Source organism: Streptomyces sp. NPDC002754, assembly GCF_053592315.1.
The window spans coordinates 67,784-83,979 of the sequence record NZ_JBSFVM010000018.1 but is presented as its reverse complement, the minus strand read 5'-3'; the positions used below and the strand labels follow the sequence as shown (position 1 = coordinate 83,979).

Annotated in this window: 15 protein-coding genes; 12 read left to right on the top strand and 3 right to left on the bottom strand. The window is 70.9% G+C overall.

All coding sequences use genetic code 11. The annotated features are described in order from the left end of the window. Nucleotides 1-102: 102 nt before the first annotated feature. The 5 genes from ACWD2L_RS28435 to ACWD2L_RS28415 all read left to right on the top strand — a co-directional run bounded on the left by ACWD2L_RS28435 (nucleotide 103) and on the right by ACWD2L_RS28415 (nucleotide 2,665). Nucleotides 103-909, top strand: a complete 807-nt coding sequence (locus tag ACWD2L_RS28435; RefSeq protein WP_451192183.1) for a type II secretion system F family protein — start codon at nucleotides 103-105, stop codon at nucleotides 907-909. A gap of 6 nt (nucleotides 910-915) precedes the next feature. Next, nucleotides 916-1,698, top strand: coding sequence for a type II secretion system F family protein (locus ACWD2L_RS28430; protein ID WP_351334413.1), 783 nt, complete (start codon nucleotides 916-918; stop codon nucleotides 1,696-1,698). Nucleotides 1,699-1,846: 148 nt separating this feature from the next. Next, nucleotides 1,847-1,984 carry a DUF4244 domain-containing protein gene (locus tag ACWD2L_RS28425; RefSeq protein WP_372350022.1) on the top strand — a complete coding sequence of 46 codons (138 nt, stop codon included), beginning with the start codon at nucleotides 1,847-1,849 and terminating at the stop codon, nucleotides 1,982-1,984. Continuing rightward, a complete protein-coding gene (locus tag ACWD2L_RS28420) occupies nucleotides 1,971-2,324 on the top strand; it encodes a TadE family type IV pilus minor pilin (protein ID WP_351334409.1) in 354 nt (117 codons plus the stop codon). Before ACWD2L_RS28425 ends, ACWD2L_RS28420 begins: the two co-directional genes overlap by 14 nt. After that, complete coding sequence (locus tag ACWD2L_RS28415) at nucleotides 2,321-2,665, top strand: Rv3654c family TadE-like protein (protein ID WP_351334407.1); 345 nt, start codon at nucleotides 2,321-2,323, stop codon at nucleotides 2,663-2,665. The genes ACWD2L_RS28420 and ACWD2L_RS28415 overlap by 4 nt, the downstream gene beginning before the upstream one ends. A gap of 189 nt (nucleotides 2,666-2,854) precedes the next feature. On the opposite strand, the gene ACWD2L_RS28410 is transcribed toward ACWD2L_RS28415, so the two are convergent. Beyond that, nucleotides 2,855-5,311, bottom strand: a complete 2,457-nt coding sequence (locus ACWD2L_RS28410) for a DEAD/DEAH box helicase (protein WP_351334405.1) — start codon at nucleotides 5,309-5,311, stop codon at nucleotides 2,855-2,857. Between the two features lie 84 nt (nucleotides 5,312-5,395). Here ACWD2L_RS28410 and bldG point away from each other — a divergent pair, with 84 nt between their 5' ends. The 6 genes from bldG to ACWD2L_RS28380 all read left to right on the top strand — a co-directional run bounded on the left by bldG (nucleotide 5,396) and on the right by ACWD2L_RS28380 (nucleotide 11,865). Continuing rightward, nucleotides 5,396-5,737, top strand: coding sequence for an anti-sigma factor antagonist BldG (bldG, locus tag ACWD2L_RS28405; RefSeq protein WP_125514212.1), 342 nt, complete (start codon nucleotides 5,396-5,398; stop codon nucleotides 5,735-5,737). A gap of 115 nt (nucleotides 5,738-5,852) precedes the next feature. Next, nucleotides 5,853-6,284 carry an ATP-binding protein gene (locus tag ACWD2L_RS28400; protein WP_351334402.1) on the top strand — a complete coding sequence of 144 codons (432 nt, stop codon included), beginning with the start codon at nucleotides 5,853-5,855 and terminating at the stop codon, nucleotides 6,282-6,284. Nucleotides 6,285-6,564: 280 nt separating this feature from the next. Next, entirely contained in the window at nucleotides 6,565-8,976 is a 2,412-nt protein-coding gene (locus tag ACWD2L_RS28395; protein ID WP_351334400.1) for a sodium-translocating pyrophosphatase, read from the top strand. 270 nt (nucleotides 8,977-9,246) lie between these two features. After that, nucleotides 9,247-9,828, top strand: a complete 582-nt coding sequence (locus ACWD2L_RS28390; RefSeq protein WP_351334398.1) for a small secreted protein — start codon at nucleotides 9,247-9,249, stop codon at nucleotides 9,826-9,828. Between the two features lie 194 nt (nucleotides 9,829-10,022). Further along, a complete protein-coding gene (locus ACWD2L_RS28385; protein ID WP_351334395.1) occupies nucleotides 10,023-11,549 on the top strand; it encodes a DUF7059 domain-containing protein in 1,527 nt (508 codons plus the stop codon). Between the two features lie 118 nt (nucleotides 11,550-11,667). Continuing rightward, complete coding sequence (locus tag ACWD2L_RS28380) at nucleotides 11,668-11,865, top strand: hypothetical protein (RefSeq protein ID WP_351334392.1); 198 nt, start codon at nucleotides 11,668-11,670, stop codon at nucleotides 11,863-11,865. Between the two features lie 22 nt (nucleotides 11,866-11,887). Here the strand turns inward: ACWD2L_RS28380 and ACWD2L_RS28375 are convergent, their stop codons facing one another. Further along, the gene (locus ACWD2L_RS28375; RefSeq protein ID WP_351334389.1) at nucleotides 11,888-12,304 is read right to left on the bottom strand and encodes a DUF2752 domain-containing protein; all 417 of its coding nucleotides are present in this window, start codon (nucleotides 12,302-12,304) and stop codon (nucleotides 11,888-11,890) included. A 4-nt stretch (nucleotides 12,305-12,308) separates the two neighbouring features. Continuing rightward, complete coding sequence (locus ACWD2L_RS28370) at nucleotides 12,309-12,917, bottom strand: TM2 domain-containing protein (protein ID WP_351334387.1); 609 nt, start codon at nucleotides 12,915-12,917, stop codon at nucleotides 12,309-12,311. A 387-nt stretch (nucleotides 12,918-13,304) separates the two neighbouring features. Here ACWD2L_RS28370 and topA point away from each other — a divergent pair, with 387 nt between their 5' ends. Then, a complete protein-coding gene (gene topA, locus ACWD2L_RS28365) occupies nucleotides 13,305-16,145 on the top strand; it encodes a type I DNA topoisomerase (RefSeq protein ID WP_351334385.1) in 2,841 nt (946 codons plus the stop codon). Nucleotides 16,146-16,196: the final 51 nt, after the last annotated feature.

Sequence of the window (16,196 nt, the reverse complement as noted above, 5' to 3'; positions counted from 1 at the left end):
GGGGTTGGTCGGGAGGGTGGAGAGGGGTGTGTGGGTGTGAGTGCTGAGGTTTTGGGTGGTGGTCCTGGTGTGGTGGTGGCCGCGGTGGGGGCTGTGGCCGTGATGCGGGCGGTGCGGGTGCGGGAGTTGGAGGTGCGGCGGGCCCGGCGGGTGTTGGGGGTCGGGGTCGACCTCGGGGTGGGGTCGCGGTGGCTGGGCATGGGGGAGCGGTGGTGGGCGTGGGTGCGGGCGCGGCCCGAATGGTGGTGCGCGGTTGCCGGGGCGGTGGTCGGGCTCGCCGGTGCCTCGGTGCTGCCGGTCGTGCTCGGGGTGTGTGCCGTGCCCGGAGTGGGCCGGTTGCGTGAGGCCCGGGCGGCGCGGCGGGGAAAGGAGCGGCGCGGGGAGGCGGTGATCCGGTTGTGCGGGCTGTTGGCGGGTGAGGTGCGGGCCGGGCGGCAGCCGGGGGACGCGCTGGTGGTGGCGGTGCGGGGGTCGGGTGCGTTGACCGGCGCGGGGAGCGCGGCCGTGATGGCGGCGGCCCGGTTCGGCGGGGATGTGCCCGGGGCCCTGAGGGCGGCGGCGCGGGAGCCGGGGGCCGAGGGGTTGCACGGGCTGGCGGCGTGCTGGCGGGTGGCGGTCGACCGGGGCGCGGGGCTCGCGTCCGGCCTCGAACGGCTCGCGGACGCGCTGCGGGCGGAGCGGGATCAACGGGCCGACTTCAGAGCCCAGTTGGCGGGCCCCTCGTCGACCACGGTGATGCTCGCCGGGTTGCCCGTGTTCGCGCTGTTGCTCGGGGCGGGCATGGGGGCGCGGCCCCTGCGGGTGCTGCTGCACACGTGGCCCGGGATCGGCTGTCTGGTGGTGGGTGGGGCGTTGGAAGCCGCCGGCGTGTGGTGGGCGAGGCGGATCGTGCGAGGGGCGGAAGGGTGAGGAGTGATGAACGTTGTCCACAGGCTGGGGGCGGTGCTGTGCGCCGCGGTGATGGTGATGTGGCTGGTGCGGGAGATCGAGGCGCGGCGGGCCGAGCGGGCGTTGCGGCGGAGGGTGCGGCTCGTGCTGGAGGTGGCCGCGGCGGAGTCGGCGCGGCGGGCCGTGGGGCTGCCGCCCGCGGTGCGCCGGTGGGTGCCGGTCGCGGGAGCGGCGTGTGCCGGGTTCGTGCTGGTCGGCGGGGTGCCCGGGGTAGTGGTCGGGGTGGTCTGCGGGGTGGGCGTATGGCGTTGGTGGCGCGGCCGGGAGGAGGGCGTGCGAGCGGGGGTGGGGGCGAGCGCGAGAGGCGCGGCCGTACGTCAACTGCCTTTGGCGTGCGACCTGTTGGCGTCGTGTCTGGCGGCGGGGGCCGGGCCGGTGGAGGCGGCGCGGGCCGTCGGCGAGGCGCTGGGCGGGCCCGTCGGGCGGGGGCTCGAGCGGGGCGCCGCGCAGGTGCGGCTCGGCGGCGAACTGGGGGTGGCGTGGCGGGAGTTGTCGGCCGTGCCGGGCGCCGACGAGCTGGTCCGGCTGTTGGAGCGGGCGGGTGAGTCCGGGGCCCCGGCGGCGGCGCCGGTCGCGCGGTTCGCCGCGGAGTGCCGGGCCGAGCGGGGGCGTCGGGCCACGACGGTGGCACGCCGGGCCGCGGTGGCGATCACGGCGCCCGTGGGTCTGTGCTTCCTGCCCGCGTTCTTGGTGGTCGGGGTGGTGCCGGTGGTGATCGGGCTGGGAGGCGGAGTGCTGGGAGGGCGATGAGCGGCGGGCTTCGGAAGGCAGAACAGGATGACGGGTCAAGGGAGTTGGCATGAACGGAATGCGTGTGGGGCGGGTCTGGCGCGGGTGGTTGCGCGGAGGCGCTCGTCGATGGGTTCGGTCGGTGCGGTCCGGGCGGCGGGACGCCGGGATGGTCAGCGCCGAGTACGCGGTGGGGCTGATCGCGGCGGTGGGCTTCGCTGGGGTGCTGTACCAGGTGGTGACGAGCGACGTGGTGCAGTCGGCGCTGCAGTCCTTGGTGGCGAAGGCGCTCCATGGGTCGTTCTGAGCCCCGGCGCGGCGACCGGGGATTCGTGACGGCGGAGGCGGCCGTGGCGCTGCCGGTGCTCGTGGCGTTCACGATGGCGCTGGTCTGGGTGGTGCTCGCGGCGTCGGCGCAGATCAGGTGCGTGGATGCCGCGCGGGCCGGAGCCAGGGCGGTGGCGCGGCAGGAGCCCAGGGGCGCGGCGGTCGCGGCGGCGCGGGAGGCCGCGCCGCCGGGTGCGCGGGTCGCGGTGGGCCGGGAGGGCGATCTGGTGCGGGTGACGGTGCGGGCGAGGTCCGTGGGGCCGGGAGCGCTCGGGGTGGAGCTGAGTGCGCAGGCCGTGGCGGCGGAGGAGGCGACGTGACGGGGCGGTGTGACCGCGGGTCGGCGACTGTGTGGGTCGTGATGGCGATGGCCGCGGTGGGGGCGGTGTTCGGGGCGGTACTGGCCATGGGGCAGGCGGTCGAGGCGCGGCACCGCGCGGGCTCGGCGGCCGACCTGGCGGCGCTTGCCGCGGCGGACCACTGGATGGACGGAAGAGCGAAGGCGTGCGCGCTGGCGGCACGGGTGGCTCGGGCGCAGGCGGCGGGTGTGGTGCGGTGCGCGGTACGCGGGGAGGTGTCGGACGTGACGGCGGTGTCGGGCGAGCGGATGTTCCGGGCGGAGGTGAGGTCGCGGGCGGGCCCCGCGGGGGCGCTGCCGTGAGGGCGGCGGTGGTTCTCGTTGCGCTGCACCGTGGCGCCGCCTTGCCCACCCTGCCGCCCAAGGCGGCAGATTGCCCAAGGCGACGGGGCAGACGGAGCCGCGCACATCAAGCCCCGCCGGCGATTGAGGCGCGGGGTCCGGGGCGGAGCCCCGAGGCGTAGGACCGGCCGACCGCAAAAGGCGATCCGCCTACCCCACCGCATCCCTCAGCAAAACGGAGAGCAGCCGCACCGCCCCCCGCTTGTGCAACGGCTCATTGCCATTGCCGCACTTGGGGGACTGGATACAGGAGGGGCAACCGGCCTCGCACTCGCAGGACGCGATGGCCTCACGCGTGGCAGCCAGCCACTCGGGGGCGGTGTGGAAGGCACGTTCCGCGAATCCCGCACCGCCGGGATGGCCGTCGTAGACGAAGACCGTGGGAAGGAGCGTGTCCGGATGGAGCGGCATCGAGACGCCACCGATGTCCCAGCGGTCGCACGTGGCGAAGAGGGGGAGCAGGCCGATGGAGGCGTGCTCGGCGGCGTGCAGGGCGCCGCCGAGGATCTCGGGGTTCACACGGGCCGCGTCCAGCTGGTCCTCCGTGACCGTCCACCACACCGCGCGGGTGCGCAGCGTACGAGGAGGGAGGTCGAGTTTGGTCTCGCCGAGGACCTCGCCGGTGATCAGGCGGCGGCGGAGGTAGCCCACGACCTGGTTCGTGACCTCGACCGAGCCGTAGCACAACCTGCCGTCGCCCCAAGGGACTTCGACGTCGGTCTCCAGGATGGAGATGGCCGTGGTGTCGCGGGCGGTGGTCGAGTAGGTGGGGTTCGCCGTTTCGACCAGGGCGACGTTGTCGTCGAGGTCCAGCTTCTTCACCACGTACGTGCGGCCCTGGTGGAGGTGGACCGCGCCGTCGTGGACCGAGGTGTGGGCGGAGCCCGCGTCGACGGTGCCGAGCAGCCGCCCCGTGCCGGCCTCGACGACCTGTACGGGGGAGCCGCCCTCGCCACGGATGTCGGCCAGGTCCGCGGCGGACTCGCGGCGCGTCCAGTGCCAGGCCTTCGTGGCGGAGCGGCGCCGCAACAGCTTCGCCGCCTCCAGCTGCGGCAGCAGTTCCCCGGTCGCCGGGCCGAACAGGTCCAAGTCCGGTTCGGTGAGGGGGATTTCCGCCGCCGCGGCGCACAGGTGCGGAGCCAGGACGTACGGGTTGTCCGGGTCGAGGACCGTCGACTCGACCGGCTGGTCGAAGAGGGCCTCGGGGTGGTGGACCAGGTAGGTGTCCAGGGGATCGTCGCGGGCGACCAGGACCGCGAGCGCGCCCTGTCCCGAGCGCCCGGCCCGCCCCGCCTGCTGCCACAGCGACGCCCGCGTACCGGGATAGCCGGAGATCAGTACCGCGTCCAACCCCGAGACGTCGATGCCGAGTTCGAGGGCGGTGGTGGCGGCGAGGCCGAGGAGTTCGCCGGAGTGCAGGGCCGCTTCGAGGGCGCGGCGTTCCTCGGAGAGATAGCCGCCGCGATAGGCCGCGACCCGCCGGGCGAGCGAGCGGTCGACCTCGGCGAGCCGCTCCTGCGCGATCACCGAGATCAGCTCGGCGCCGCGTCGGGAGCGTACGAAGGCGACCGAGCGCACGCCCTGGACCGCGAGGTCGGTCAGGAGGTCCGCCGTCTCGGCGGTCGCCGTGCGCCGCACCGGCGCGCCCTTCTCGCCCTGCATCTCCGTCAGCGGGGGCTCCCAGAGCGCGAAGACCAGTTCGCCGCGCGGCGAGGCGTCGTCCGCGACCTCGACGACCGGCAGACCCGTCAACCGCTGGGCGGAGACGGCCGGTTCGGCGGAGGTGGCCGAAGCCAGCAGGAAGACGGGCTCGGACCCGTAACGGGCACATATGCGGCGCAGTCTTCGCAGCACCTGCGCCACGTGCGAGCCGAAGACACCGCGATACGTGTGGCACTCGTCGATCACGACGTACTTGAGCGCTTTGAAAAAGGAGGACCAGCGCGGGTGCGAGGGAAGGATGCCCCGGTGCAGCATGTCCGGGTTGGTGAGGACGTAGTTTCCGTACTGGCGTACCCACTCGCGTTCCTCGAAGGGGGTGTCGCCGTCGTAGACCGCGGGACGAATCGCCGTACCCAGCGGTTGTGAAAGTTCCTTCACCGATCGGCACTGGTCCGCCGCGAGCGCCTTCGTCGGGGAGAGGTAGAGCGTGGTCGCGCCGCGCCCGTTCGGTGCCTCGGATCCGTCGAGCAGGGCCGACAGGACCGGAACCAGATAGGCGAGCGATTTTCCGGAGGCCGTGCCGGTGGCGACGACCACCGAATCGCCGTCGAGGGCGTGCTCTGCCGCGAGGGCCTGGTGGGCCCAGGGGTGCGCGATTCCGGCGGTCTGCACGGCCGCGATGACCTCGGCCCGGATCCGATCGGGCCAGACGGCATGACGACCGGGACGAGGGGGCAAGTGCTCCGTATGGGTGACGCGCGCAGCCCTGCTCGGACCCGAGGCGAGCCGGTCCAGGACCGCACCGGGAGAGGGGCGGTCTGGGGCGGATGCCGAGGGTCGTTCGGATCGGAGATTCTTGGCCATCGGCACCGAGTGTGTCACTGGCGTGACGGACAATGCTTCCAAGGCGTCGTGCACGCCTGCCGGTAAGTGATTGAATGCCATCGCGGCTGGCGAACCGTCCCGGGGGATCAAGCCGAGGTGTCCCCGAGGGGCGACCGCTCGATTTAGCAAGGTGCTGGAGGATCCGTGGACCTGTCCCTGTCGACCCGTACCGTCGGCGATCGTACGGTCGTCGAGGTCGGTGGCGAAATTGATGTATATACCGCGCCCAAGCTGCGCGAGCAGCTGGTCGAGCTGGTGAACGACGGCAGTTTCCACCTTGTCGTCGACATGGAGGGCGTGGACTTCCTCGACTCCACCGGGCTCGGCGTGCTGGTCGGCGGCCTGAAGCGCGTGCGTGCCCACGAGGGCTCGCTGCGCCTGGTGTGCAACCAGGAGCGCATTCTCAAGATTTTCCGTATCACCGGACTGACCAAGGTGTTCCCGATCCACACCTCCGTCGAGGAAGCCGTCTCGGCGACCGACTGATCCGGTCGATGCCGGTGGCGACACCGGTGGAGACAAGGGGATCGGGCGGCCGAGGCCGGCCGATCCCCGGGAGCACACTCGTACAACTGTGGGCCCGTCTGTCCGAGGGGGATGCATGGCCACTGTCGAACTCCGCTTCAGTCCTCTGCCCGAGCACGTCAGGACGGCCCGCCTGGTGGCGGCCGCCGTGGCGCGCAGGGCGGGCGTGGACGAGGCCGTGCTCGACGAGGTCAGGCTCGCCGTCGGTGAGGCCTGCAGCCGCGCTGTCGGACTGCACCAGAGCAGCGGCATTTCGGCGCCGGTGCTGGTGGCCCTGATCGAGGAGGAGAAGCAGTTCTCCATCGAGGTCGGGGACGAGGCGCCGCGCACGGTGATCCCGTCGGCCGCGGCCGGTGCGGGCTCCGCGGACGATCTGGAGGCGGAGGGTGAGGACGAGATGGGTCTCGCCGTCATCAGCGGCCTCGTGGACGACGTGGAGGTCACGGCGGAGGCGGACGGCGGACTCATTCGGATGAGTTGGCCGACCCTGCCGGCGACGCTTCCCTAGCTCCGCGCGGTACCCGGAGATCTTTCGAAGAGGCCCGGTTCACCTGACGGTGAACCGGGCCTCTTCGGTGTTTCCTGAGGTCGATCAGTCAATCGGCCAATAAAGGATCTTCGCTAATGCCTTGAGGGGGTTAGTAATTCCGCCTCGGTCCGCCGGTCGAGGTTCACCGAACATTTGCTGGGTAGGAAACAATTCCGTTTGCCGCGCCCTGTTTTGATCAGGGCCCGCTCCCTACAATCCGTCCACATCTTGAGCTCAGTCCAAGCGTCAAGGAGGACGAATGGCGGAGCCCTCTACCCCTGCTACGTTCGCAGCCGCAGTTCTGACCGACGACAACAGATTGATCGTCGTCGTCATCGCCGTCGTCGCGCTCGCGGCGCTCGCCGTCGCCGGAGTCCTGGTGCGCCAGGTACTCGCGGCCGGCGAGGGCACGGACTCGATGAAGGAGATCGCGGGCGCGGTCCAGGAAGGCGCGAAAGCCTATCTGGGCCGGCAGCTGCGAACCCTCGCCGTATTCGCCGTCGTGGTGTTCTTCCTGCTCATGCTGCTTCCGGCGGACGACTGGAATCAGCGCGCGGGCCGGTCGATCTTCTTCTTGGTCGGCGCGGTGTTCTCGGCCGTCACCGGCTATATCGGAATGTGGCTCGCGGTGCGCACGAATGTGCGCGTCGCCGCAGCCGCGAGAGAAGCGACCCCGGCGGAAGGCGAGCCGGAAAAAGATCTCACTGCCGTCGCGCACAAAGCTATGAAGATCGCTTTCCGTACGGGCGGCGTCGTCGGCATGTTCACGGTGGGACTCGGACTGCTCGGCGCTTCCTGCGTCGTGCTGGTCTACGCGGCCGACGCGCCCAAGGTCCTGGAGGGCTTCGGGCTCGGCGCCGCGCTGATCGCGATGTTCATGCGTGTCGGAGGCGGCATCTTCACCAAGGCCGCCGACGTCGGCGCCGACCTGGTCGGCAAGGTCGAGCAGGGCATTCCGGAGGACGATCCGCGCAATGCCGCGACCATCGCCGACAACGTGGGCGACAACGTCGGAGACTGCGCGGGAATGGCCGCCGACCTGTTCGAGTCGTACGCCGTCACGCTGGTCGCCGCGCTGATCCTCGGCAAGGCCGCCTTCGGCGACGCGGGCCTGGCGTTCCCGCTGATCGTGCCCGCGATCGGGGTCCTCACGGCGATGATCGGCATCTTCGCCGTCGCGCCGCGCCGCACCGACCGCTCCGGAATGAGCGCCATCACCCGCGGGTTCTTCATCTCCGCGGTGATCTCGGTCGTGCTCGTGGCCGTCGCCGTCTTCGTCTATCTGCCGGGGTCGTACGCCGACCTGGACGGTGTGACGGACACGGCGATCAGCGGCAAGGCGGGCGACCCGCGGATCCTCGCGGTCGTCGCCGTCGCGATCGGCATCGTGCTCGCGGCCCTCATCCAGCAGCTCACCGGGTACTTCACCGAGACGAGCAGGCGACCGGTCAAGGACATCGGCAAGTCGTCGCTGACCGGGGCCGCGACCGTCGTGCTCGCCGGCATCTCTATCGGCCTCGAGTCGGCCGTCTACACGGCGATGCTGATCGGGCTCGGCGTGTACGGGGCATTCCTGCTCGGCGGTACGTCGATCATGCTCGCTCTGTTCGCGGTCGCCCTGGCCGGTACGGGGCTGCTGACCACGGTCGGCGTCATCGTCGCCATGGACACCTTCGGTCCGGTCTCCGACAACGCGCAGGGCATCGCCGAGATGTCCGGTGACGTCGAGGGCGCGGGCGCGCAGGTCCTCACCGACCTGGACGCCGTCGGCAACACGACGAAGGCGATCACGAAGGGCATCGCCATCGCGACCGCCGTGCTCGCGGCCGCCGCGCTGTTCGGCTCGTACCGGGACGCGATCCTCACGGCGGCCAGAGACGTCGGGGAGAAGGTCGGCGACGGCGGGCCCATGAACCTGGTCATGGACATCTCGCAGCCCAACAACCTGGTCGGGCTGATCGCGGGCGCCGCGGTCGTGTTCCTCTTCTCCGGGCTCGCCATCAACGCCGTCTCGCGGTCGGCGGGTTCGGTGGTCTACGAGGTGCGCAGGCAGTTCCGCGAGCACCCCGGGATCATGGACTACACGGAGAAGCCGGAGTACGGGCGCGTCGTCGACATCTGTACGAAGGACGCGCTGCGGGAGCTCGCCACGCCCGGGCTGCTCGCCGTCATGGCGCCGATCGCGGTCGGCTTCACGCTCGGCGTCGGCGCGCTCGGGGCGTACCTCGCGGGGGCGATCGGGACGGGCACGCTGATGGCCGTCTTCCTCGCCAACTCCGGCGGTGCGTGGGACAACGCCAAGAAGCTCGTCGAGGACGGGCACCACGGCGGCAAGGGCAGCGAGGCACACGAGGCGACGATCATCGGCGACACGGTCGGCGACCCCTTCAAGGACACCGCGGGCCCCGCCATCAACCCGTTGCTGAAGGTGATGAACCTGGTGGCGCTGCTCATCGCGCCCGCGGTCGTCAAGTTCAGTTATGGGGACGACGCGAGTGTGGGTGTGCGGGTCGCGGCCGCTGTCGTCTCGTTCGCCGTGATCATCGGCGCCGTGTACATGTCCAAGCGGCGTGGCATCGCGGTCGGCGGGGACGAGGACGGGGACGGCGAGGGGGCCGGACGGGTGCCGGAACAGTCGGATCCTGCCGTGGTCTCCACGACACGTACGTGAGGTACGTAGGGAACGTGACGAACATGCGTACGTGACCTGAGTACACGTCAGGGTGACAACAGGTGGGCGGACAGCGTCTTTTGACGGGCTGTCCGCCCATCGGTCTGTTCTGGCGTAGTTTCCTTACGTCTGCGGGGCGGGCCCTTCCGGTTTCAGTGAGCCTTATCTCTCTTGGTGCAAATGGCTGCTAAAGGTCAATAAAGTGGTCGTATAGGACACCCGGCGTGCGATTGTCGTGTGCGTGGCGTGTAAGTTCCGGGGCCGAGAGCCATGGAAGGGACCAATCCGGTGAACAAGAAGCTTGCTGCCGCACTGTCCGGCGGTGCGGTACTGGTACTGGCGTTGTCGGGCTGCAGCGACGACAGCAACGAAAAGCTGGACTCCTGGGCCAAGCAGGTCTGCGACAAGGTCCAGCCGCAGGCCAAGAAGATCGAGGCCGCGAACACCGCGATCCAGAAGGAGACCTCGGACAACAGCGAACCCGAGCAGGTCCAGAAGACCGACTCGAAGGCGTTCCAGGACATGTCCGACGCGTACAAGGCGATCGGTGACGCGGTCGACAAGGCCGGGTCTCCGCCGGTCGACGGCGGTGACAAGAAGCAGCAGAACGCCGTCAAGGAACTGGACAAGATCTCGACGTCGTACGCCGACCTGAGGAAGAAGGTCGACAAGCTCGACACCGGCGACCAGGCGAAGTTCGCCGACGGGCTCAAGGACATCGCCGGCCAGCTGGACACGCTGAGCCAGGACGGCAGCGATGCGCTCAAGAACCTTGAGGAGGGGGACGTGGGCAAGGCGATGGCGAAGCAGGAGAGCTGCAAGAGCGCTTCCGCTACGCCCTCCGGGTCCTAGGTCCCGCGTTTTCTTCTGCGCCCTCGGGGTTGCGCTCTTTGCGCGGCACCGGGGGCGTTGTCGTGTTTGCGTGGCCGCCGCACCGGGGGCCGTGCCCACCCTTCCCCAAGCTCTCGGCTGCGCTCGAGCAGGGGAGGCCCCATTCGCCGTGCGGAACGCCTGCCCACAGTGGTGCGGACCGTCACAATGGTGGGGTGAGTTCTTCCGTTTTTGTATCGCTGCCCTCCGTCGACCGTTCCGATGTCGCTCAGTCCCTGCGGGACGCGTTGGTTTCCGCCGAGTTCACTGCCGACGGGCTGCTTGAGCTGCTCGGGGCGTCCGCCTACGCGGCGCTCGCGCGCAGTGAGACCGTGCCCGCTCTGCGGGCCACCCGGGGCGAGCGGCCCCTGGAGACGCTCGTTCGGCTCTTCCTGTTGCAGCAGCCCGCGCCGCGCGAGCGCGTGGCCGAGGTGCTGCCGCTCGACGCGTGCCTGGAGAGCGGCTGGCTTCGGGCCGTCGGGGGCGACGAGGTCGCGGCGGGCGTCGACGTACGCCCGTATGGCGGCCCCGAGGGCGAGGACTGGTTCATCGTGTCCGACCTCGGGTGCGCGGTCGGTGGCGCCGGAGGCATCGGAAGCAGCGAGGAAGGCGTCGTGCTCGGGGTCGGCGGGGCGTCCACCACGCTCGCCGGGGTCACCGTGCGTACGCCCGTCGGATCGGCCCTCGACCTCGGCACCGGATCCGGGATCCAGGCGCTGCACGCGGCGCGGCACGCCACGCGGGTCACCGCGACCGACCTCAACCCGCGCGCGCTGCACATGACCGCGCTGACCCTCGCGCTGTCGGGCGCGCAGGACGCCGAGCTGTGCGAGGGCTCGTTGTACGAGCCTGTGGGCGATGCGGGGTACGACCTGGTCGTGTCCAATCCGCCCTTCGTGATCTCGCCCGGTGCCCGCCTCACGTACCGCGACGGCGGCATGAGCGGGGACGATCTGTGCCGCTCCGTCGTTCAGGGGGCAGGGGAGCACCTGAACGACGGGGGATACGCGCAGTTCCTGGCCAACTGGCAGCACGTGGAGGGGGAGGAGTGGACCGAGCGGTTGCGCTCCTGGGTGCCGCGCGGCTGTGACGCCTGGATCGTGCAGCGCGAGGTGCAGGACGTAGCGCAGTACGCCGAGTTGTGGCTGCGGGACGCCGGTGACCACCGCGGCGACCCGGCCGAGTACGCGGCGCGGTACGACGCCTGGCTCGACGAGTTCGAGGCGCGAAAGGTGCGGGCCGTCGGCTTCGGTTGGATCACGCTGAGGAAGAGCGGTGCGGACGAGCCCTCGATCCTCATCGAGGAGTGGCCGCACCCCGTCGAGCAGCCGCTCGGCGACACCGTGCGCGCGCACTTCGAGCGGGTCGACTGGCTGCGGGCGCACGACGACGCGGCGCTGCTCGGCGCGCACTTCAAGCTGGCCGGGGAGGTCGTGCAGGAGCAGGTCGGGCTGCCGGGCGCCGAGGACCCGGAGCACGTCGTGCTGCGGCAGGGGCGAGGGATGCGCCGCGCGACGAAGGTGGACACGGTCGGCGCCGGGTTCGCGGGTGTGTGCGACGGGTCGCTGAGCGCCGGGACGATCCTGGACGCCATCGCCCAACTCATGGGCGAGGACCCGGTGTCGCTGCGTGACCGCACGCCCGCGCAGATCCGCACGCTGGTCGAGCAGGGGTTCCTGGAGCCGTTCACGCCGGTCGACTGAAACCCGTCGGCCGCGCTTTCCCTTATGGCGCCCGGGAGTTCACCCCGGGTTCCGCTGCCCGTGCCAGCGTCGCCCGCCTGGGTACCGGAATCGGTCCGTAGGTGGGGGAGGCAGGGCGATGGAGAGTGTTCCCGCGGTGTTCGCAGGCGCGGTGTTCGGATTGTTCGGGGCGGGCCTGTTGGCGTGGACCGGGGCGCGCGCGGCGCACCGTGAGCCGGTGGCGTACGGGGTGCGCCCTGTGACGTCGGTGGTGCTCGCGGGGGCGGCCGGCGCTGTGGCCCTGGCGCTCGCCGTGTGGTGTTTCGCTCAGGTCTAGGGCGCGTCCAACCGGGCGCCGCTCAGAGCGCGTTGCGCAGTACCGCCCAGGCCGCCGCCCCGACCAGGATCACGGCCCCGCCGCGACCCCCGATCGGTGGCGACCAGCGGCGGCCGCGCAGCCCCTCGTACGCCCAACGCCCCAGCAGGGCAAGGGCGAAGGGGGCGGCGAGCAGCAGCGCGCCGTTGTCGTGCCAGGCCATGGCGTACTGACCGTGCATCAGGTCGTAGACCATCCGCGTCCCGCCGCACGCCGGGCAGAGCAGCCCCGTGGCGAACCGGAAGGGGCAGCCGGGCAGGAAGTGGCCCGGCTCGTGCGGGTCCGTGCCGTACAGATACAGCGCGGCGAAGGACCCCACCGCGAGCACCCCGAGCGGGGCCGCCGCAGGGGCGCTCAGCGCGCTCCTGAGGCGAACCGTGGGGGACGCGGCGCGGGGCACGGGGTCAGTTGTCCCGCAGCAGGCGGCCCTGGGAGTCGGTGGCGTTGCCGCCGGCGAGCATCATGATGCCGTCGATCAGGCCCCAGATGCCGCCGAGTCCGCAGGTCACGATGGACACGATGAGCATCGTGACGGCCATCCCGGTGTGCCCGGTGTAGAAGCGGCCCGCGCCGAACGAGCCGAGGAAGATGCCGAGGAGACCCGCGGCGAGCTTCGTCTTGTCCGAGTACGGACGGCCGTACGGGTCGTAGCCGTAGGGCGCGGCCGGGTCGTAGGGCATGCCCATGCCGGGGCCCATGTTCGGGGCGCCCATGCCGGGTCCCGGCGGGGGCGGGTACGCGCCGCCGCCGGCCGGGGCGGAGCCGGGGTAGGGGTAGCCGTAGCTGGGCTGACCGGGCTGACCGGGCTGGCCGGGAGGGGGCGGCGGCGTGCCGTAGCCGGGCTGGCCCTGGGGCTGGCCGGGCTGGCCGGGAGGCGGCGTGCCGTAGCCGGGCTGCGAGCCCTGCTGCGGGTATCCGTACTGCTGGCCCGGCTGGTCCGCCGGGGGCTGGTTGTACGGGTTCCCGCCCGACTGGTCCTTGGGGGGCTGGCCGTACGGATTGCTGTCGGACATGTCGGGAAGCTCCTGGATAGTGATGCCTTGGGGACGAGCCGGAGGCTCCCCGCGGGCTCCCCCAGCCGTCCGCCATCTTGTCAGGGAGGGATAAACAAGGGACCCGGAGGGCACGGGACCGCTACGCAATGGGGACGTTTGCCACAGGAACCCGACACCCGCGACGCCGACACCGGGACCCGGAGCCCAGGCGTCCTCTCACCGGTCCGGGGGCAGGATCACGAGGAGTCGGGTTACCGTTCCGAGTGGCTGCTGCGTGCTTTTCCCGTTTGACACACCGGCGGGAGGTACCGTCACACTCCGCAGCAGTGCCGTGGAAACGGCACGATCCCGCGGGAGAGAGCCATCGATACGGCCCCGAACCGCCGACCGGAGAGAAGAGCGAAGTTGTCCCCGACCAGCGAGACCGCACAGGGCGGCCGCCGACTCGTCATCGTCGAGTCGCCCGCCAAGGCGAAGACGATCAAGGGCTATCTCGGCCCCGGATACGTCGTCGAAGCGAGCGTCGGGCACATCCGCGACCTCCCGAACGGCGCGGCCGAAGTGCCGGACAAGTACACCGGCGAGGTGCGCCGCCTCGGTGTGGACGTCGAGCACGACTTCCAGCCCATCTATGTCGTGAACAGCGACAAGAAGGCGCAGGTCAAGAAGCTCAAGGACCTCATGAAGGACTCCGACGAGCTCTTCCTCGCCACAGATGAGGACCGCGAGGGCGAGGCCATCGCGTGGCACCTCCAGGAAGTCCTCAAGCCGAAGATCCCGGTCCACCGGATGGTCTTCCACGAGATCACCAAGGACGCGATCCGGGCCGCCGTCGCGAACCCCCGCGAGCTGAACAAGAAGCTGGTCGACGCCCAGGAGACCCGCCGCATCCTCGACCGCCTCTACGGCTACGAGGTCTCGCCGGTCCTGTGGAAGAAGGTCATGCCGCGCCTGTCGGCGGGCCGCGTGCAGTCCGTCGCCACCCGCCTCGTCGTCGAGCGCGAGCGCGACCGCATCGCCTTCCGCTCGGCCGAGTACTGGGACCTGACGGGCACGTTCGCGACGGGCCGCGCGGGAGATTCCTCCGACCCGTCGCAGCTGGTCGCCCGCCTCAGCGCGGTCGACGGCAAGCGCATCGCGCAGGGCCGTGACTTCGACTCGCTGGGTCAGCTGAAGGCCGGTTCGGCGAACACGCTGCAACTGGACGAGGCGAACGCCCGTGCGCTCGCCGCCGCTCTGGAGCAGACGCGGTTCTCCGTGCGCTCCGTCGAGTCCAAGCCCTACCGCCGCTCGCCGTACGCCCCGTTCCGTACGACGACGCTCCAGCAGGAGGCCTCGCGCAAGCTGGGCTTCGGCGCGAAGGCGACCATGCAGGTCGCCCAGAAGCTGTACGAGAACGGCTTCATCACCTACATGCGTACGGACTCCACGACCCTGTCGGACACGGCCGTCGCGGCCGCCCGTGCGCAGGTCACGCAGCTGTACGGCAGCGACTACCTGCCGGACAAGCCGCGTACGTACGCCGGCAAGGTCAAGAACGCGCAGGAGGCGCACGAGGCGATCCGCCCCTCCGGCGACCGCTTCCGCACGCCCGCCGAGACCGGCCTGACCGGCGACCAGTTCAAGCTGTACGAGCTGATCTGGAAGCGCACCGTCGCCTCCCAGATGAAGGACGCGGTCGGGAACAGCGTCACGGTCAAGATCGGTGGCGCGTCCGCCGACGGCCGCGACGCCGAGTTCAGCGCGTCCGGCAAGACGATCACCTTCCACGGCTTCCTGAAGGCCTACGTGGAGGGCGCCGACGACCCGAACGCGGAGCTGGACGACCGCGAGCGCCGGCTGCCGCAGGTCGCCGAGGGCGACGGCCTGTCCGCCGAGGAGATCTCGGTCGACGGGCACGCCACCAAGCCGCCCGCGCGCTACACCGAGGCCTCGCTCGTCAAGGAGCTCGAAGAGCGCGAGATCGGACGCCCGTCTACGTATGCGTCCATCATCGGGACCATCCTGGATCGCGGTTACGTCTTCAAGAAGGGGACGGCGCTTGTGCCCTCCTTCTTGTCGTTCGCTGTCGTCAACCTGCTGGAGAAGCACTTCGGCCGACTGGTCGACTACAGCTTCACCGCCTCCATGGAGGACGACCTCGACCGCATCGCGCGTGGCGAGGCGCAGGCCGTGCCGTGGCTGCGGCGCTTCTACTTCGGTGCGGTCGACGGGAGCGGGGCCGGCCAGGGCGGCGCGGCGGACGCCGGGAACGGTGACGGGGACCACCTCGGCGGCCTCAAGGAGCTCGTGACCGACCTGGGCGCGATCGACGCCCGCGAGGTCTCGTCCTTCCCCGTGGGCAACGACATCGTGCTGCGCGTCGGCCGCTACGGCCCGTACATCGAGCGCGGCGAGCGCGACTCCGAGAACCACCAGCGCGCCGACGTCCCCGAGGACCTCGCGCCCGACGAGCTGTCGGTGGAGTACGCCGAGGAGCTGCTCGCCAAGCCGAGCGGCGACTTCGAGCTGGGCGCCGACCCGCAGACCGGCCGCCAGATCATCGCCAAGGACGGACGCTACGGCCCGTACGTCACCGAGGTGCTCCCCGAGGGCACCCCGAAGACGGGCAAGAACGCGGTGAAGCCGCGGACCGCCTCGCTCTTCAAGTCCATGGCGCTCGACACGGTGACCCTGGCCGACGCCCTGAAGCTGATGTCGCTGCCGCGCGTCGTCGGCCAGGACGCCGAGGGCGTCGACATCACCGCGCAGAACGGCCGGTACGGCCCGTACCTGAAGAAGGGCACGGACTCGCGCTCCCTGGAGACCGAGGAGCAGCTCTTCAACATCACGCTGGAAGAGGCGCTGGAGATCTACTCCAAGCCGAAGCAGCGCGGTCGCGCGGCCGCCAAGCCGCCGCTGAAGGAGCTCGGCACCGACCCGGTCAGCGAGAAGCCCGTCGTGGTGAAGGACGGCCGCTTCGGCGCGTACGTCACCGATGGCGAGACCAACGCGACGCTGCGCTCGGAGGACTCCGTGGAGGAGATCACGGCGGAGCGCGGGTTCGAACTGCTCGCGGAGAAGCGGGCGAAGGGGCCGGCCAAGAAGAAGACTGCGGCCAAGAAGGCGCCCGCCAAGAAGACCGCCGCGAAGAAGACAGCGGCAAAGAAGACGGCCGCCAAGAAGACGACCACGGCGAAGAAGACCGCGGCCAAGAAGACGACGACCGCGAAGACGGCCGCCAAGAAGACGGCTCCGGCGGAGTAGTCGGCGGCTCAGCGGAACCAACGCCTCCCCGTGATGCATGCGGGGAGGCGT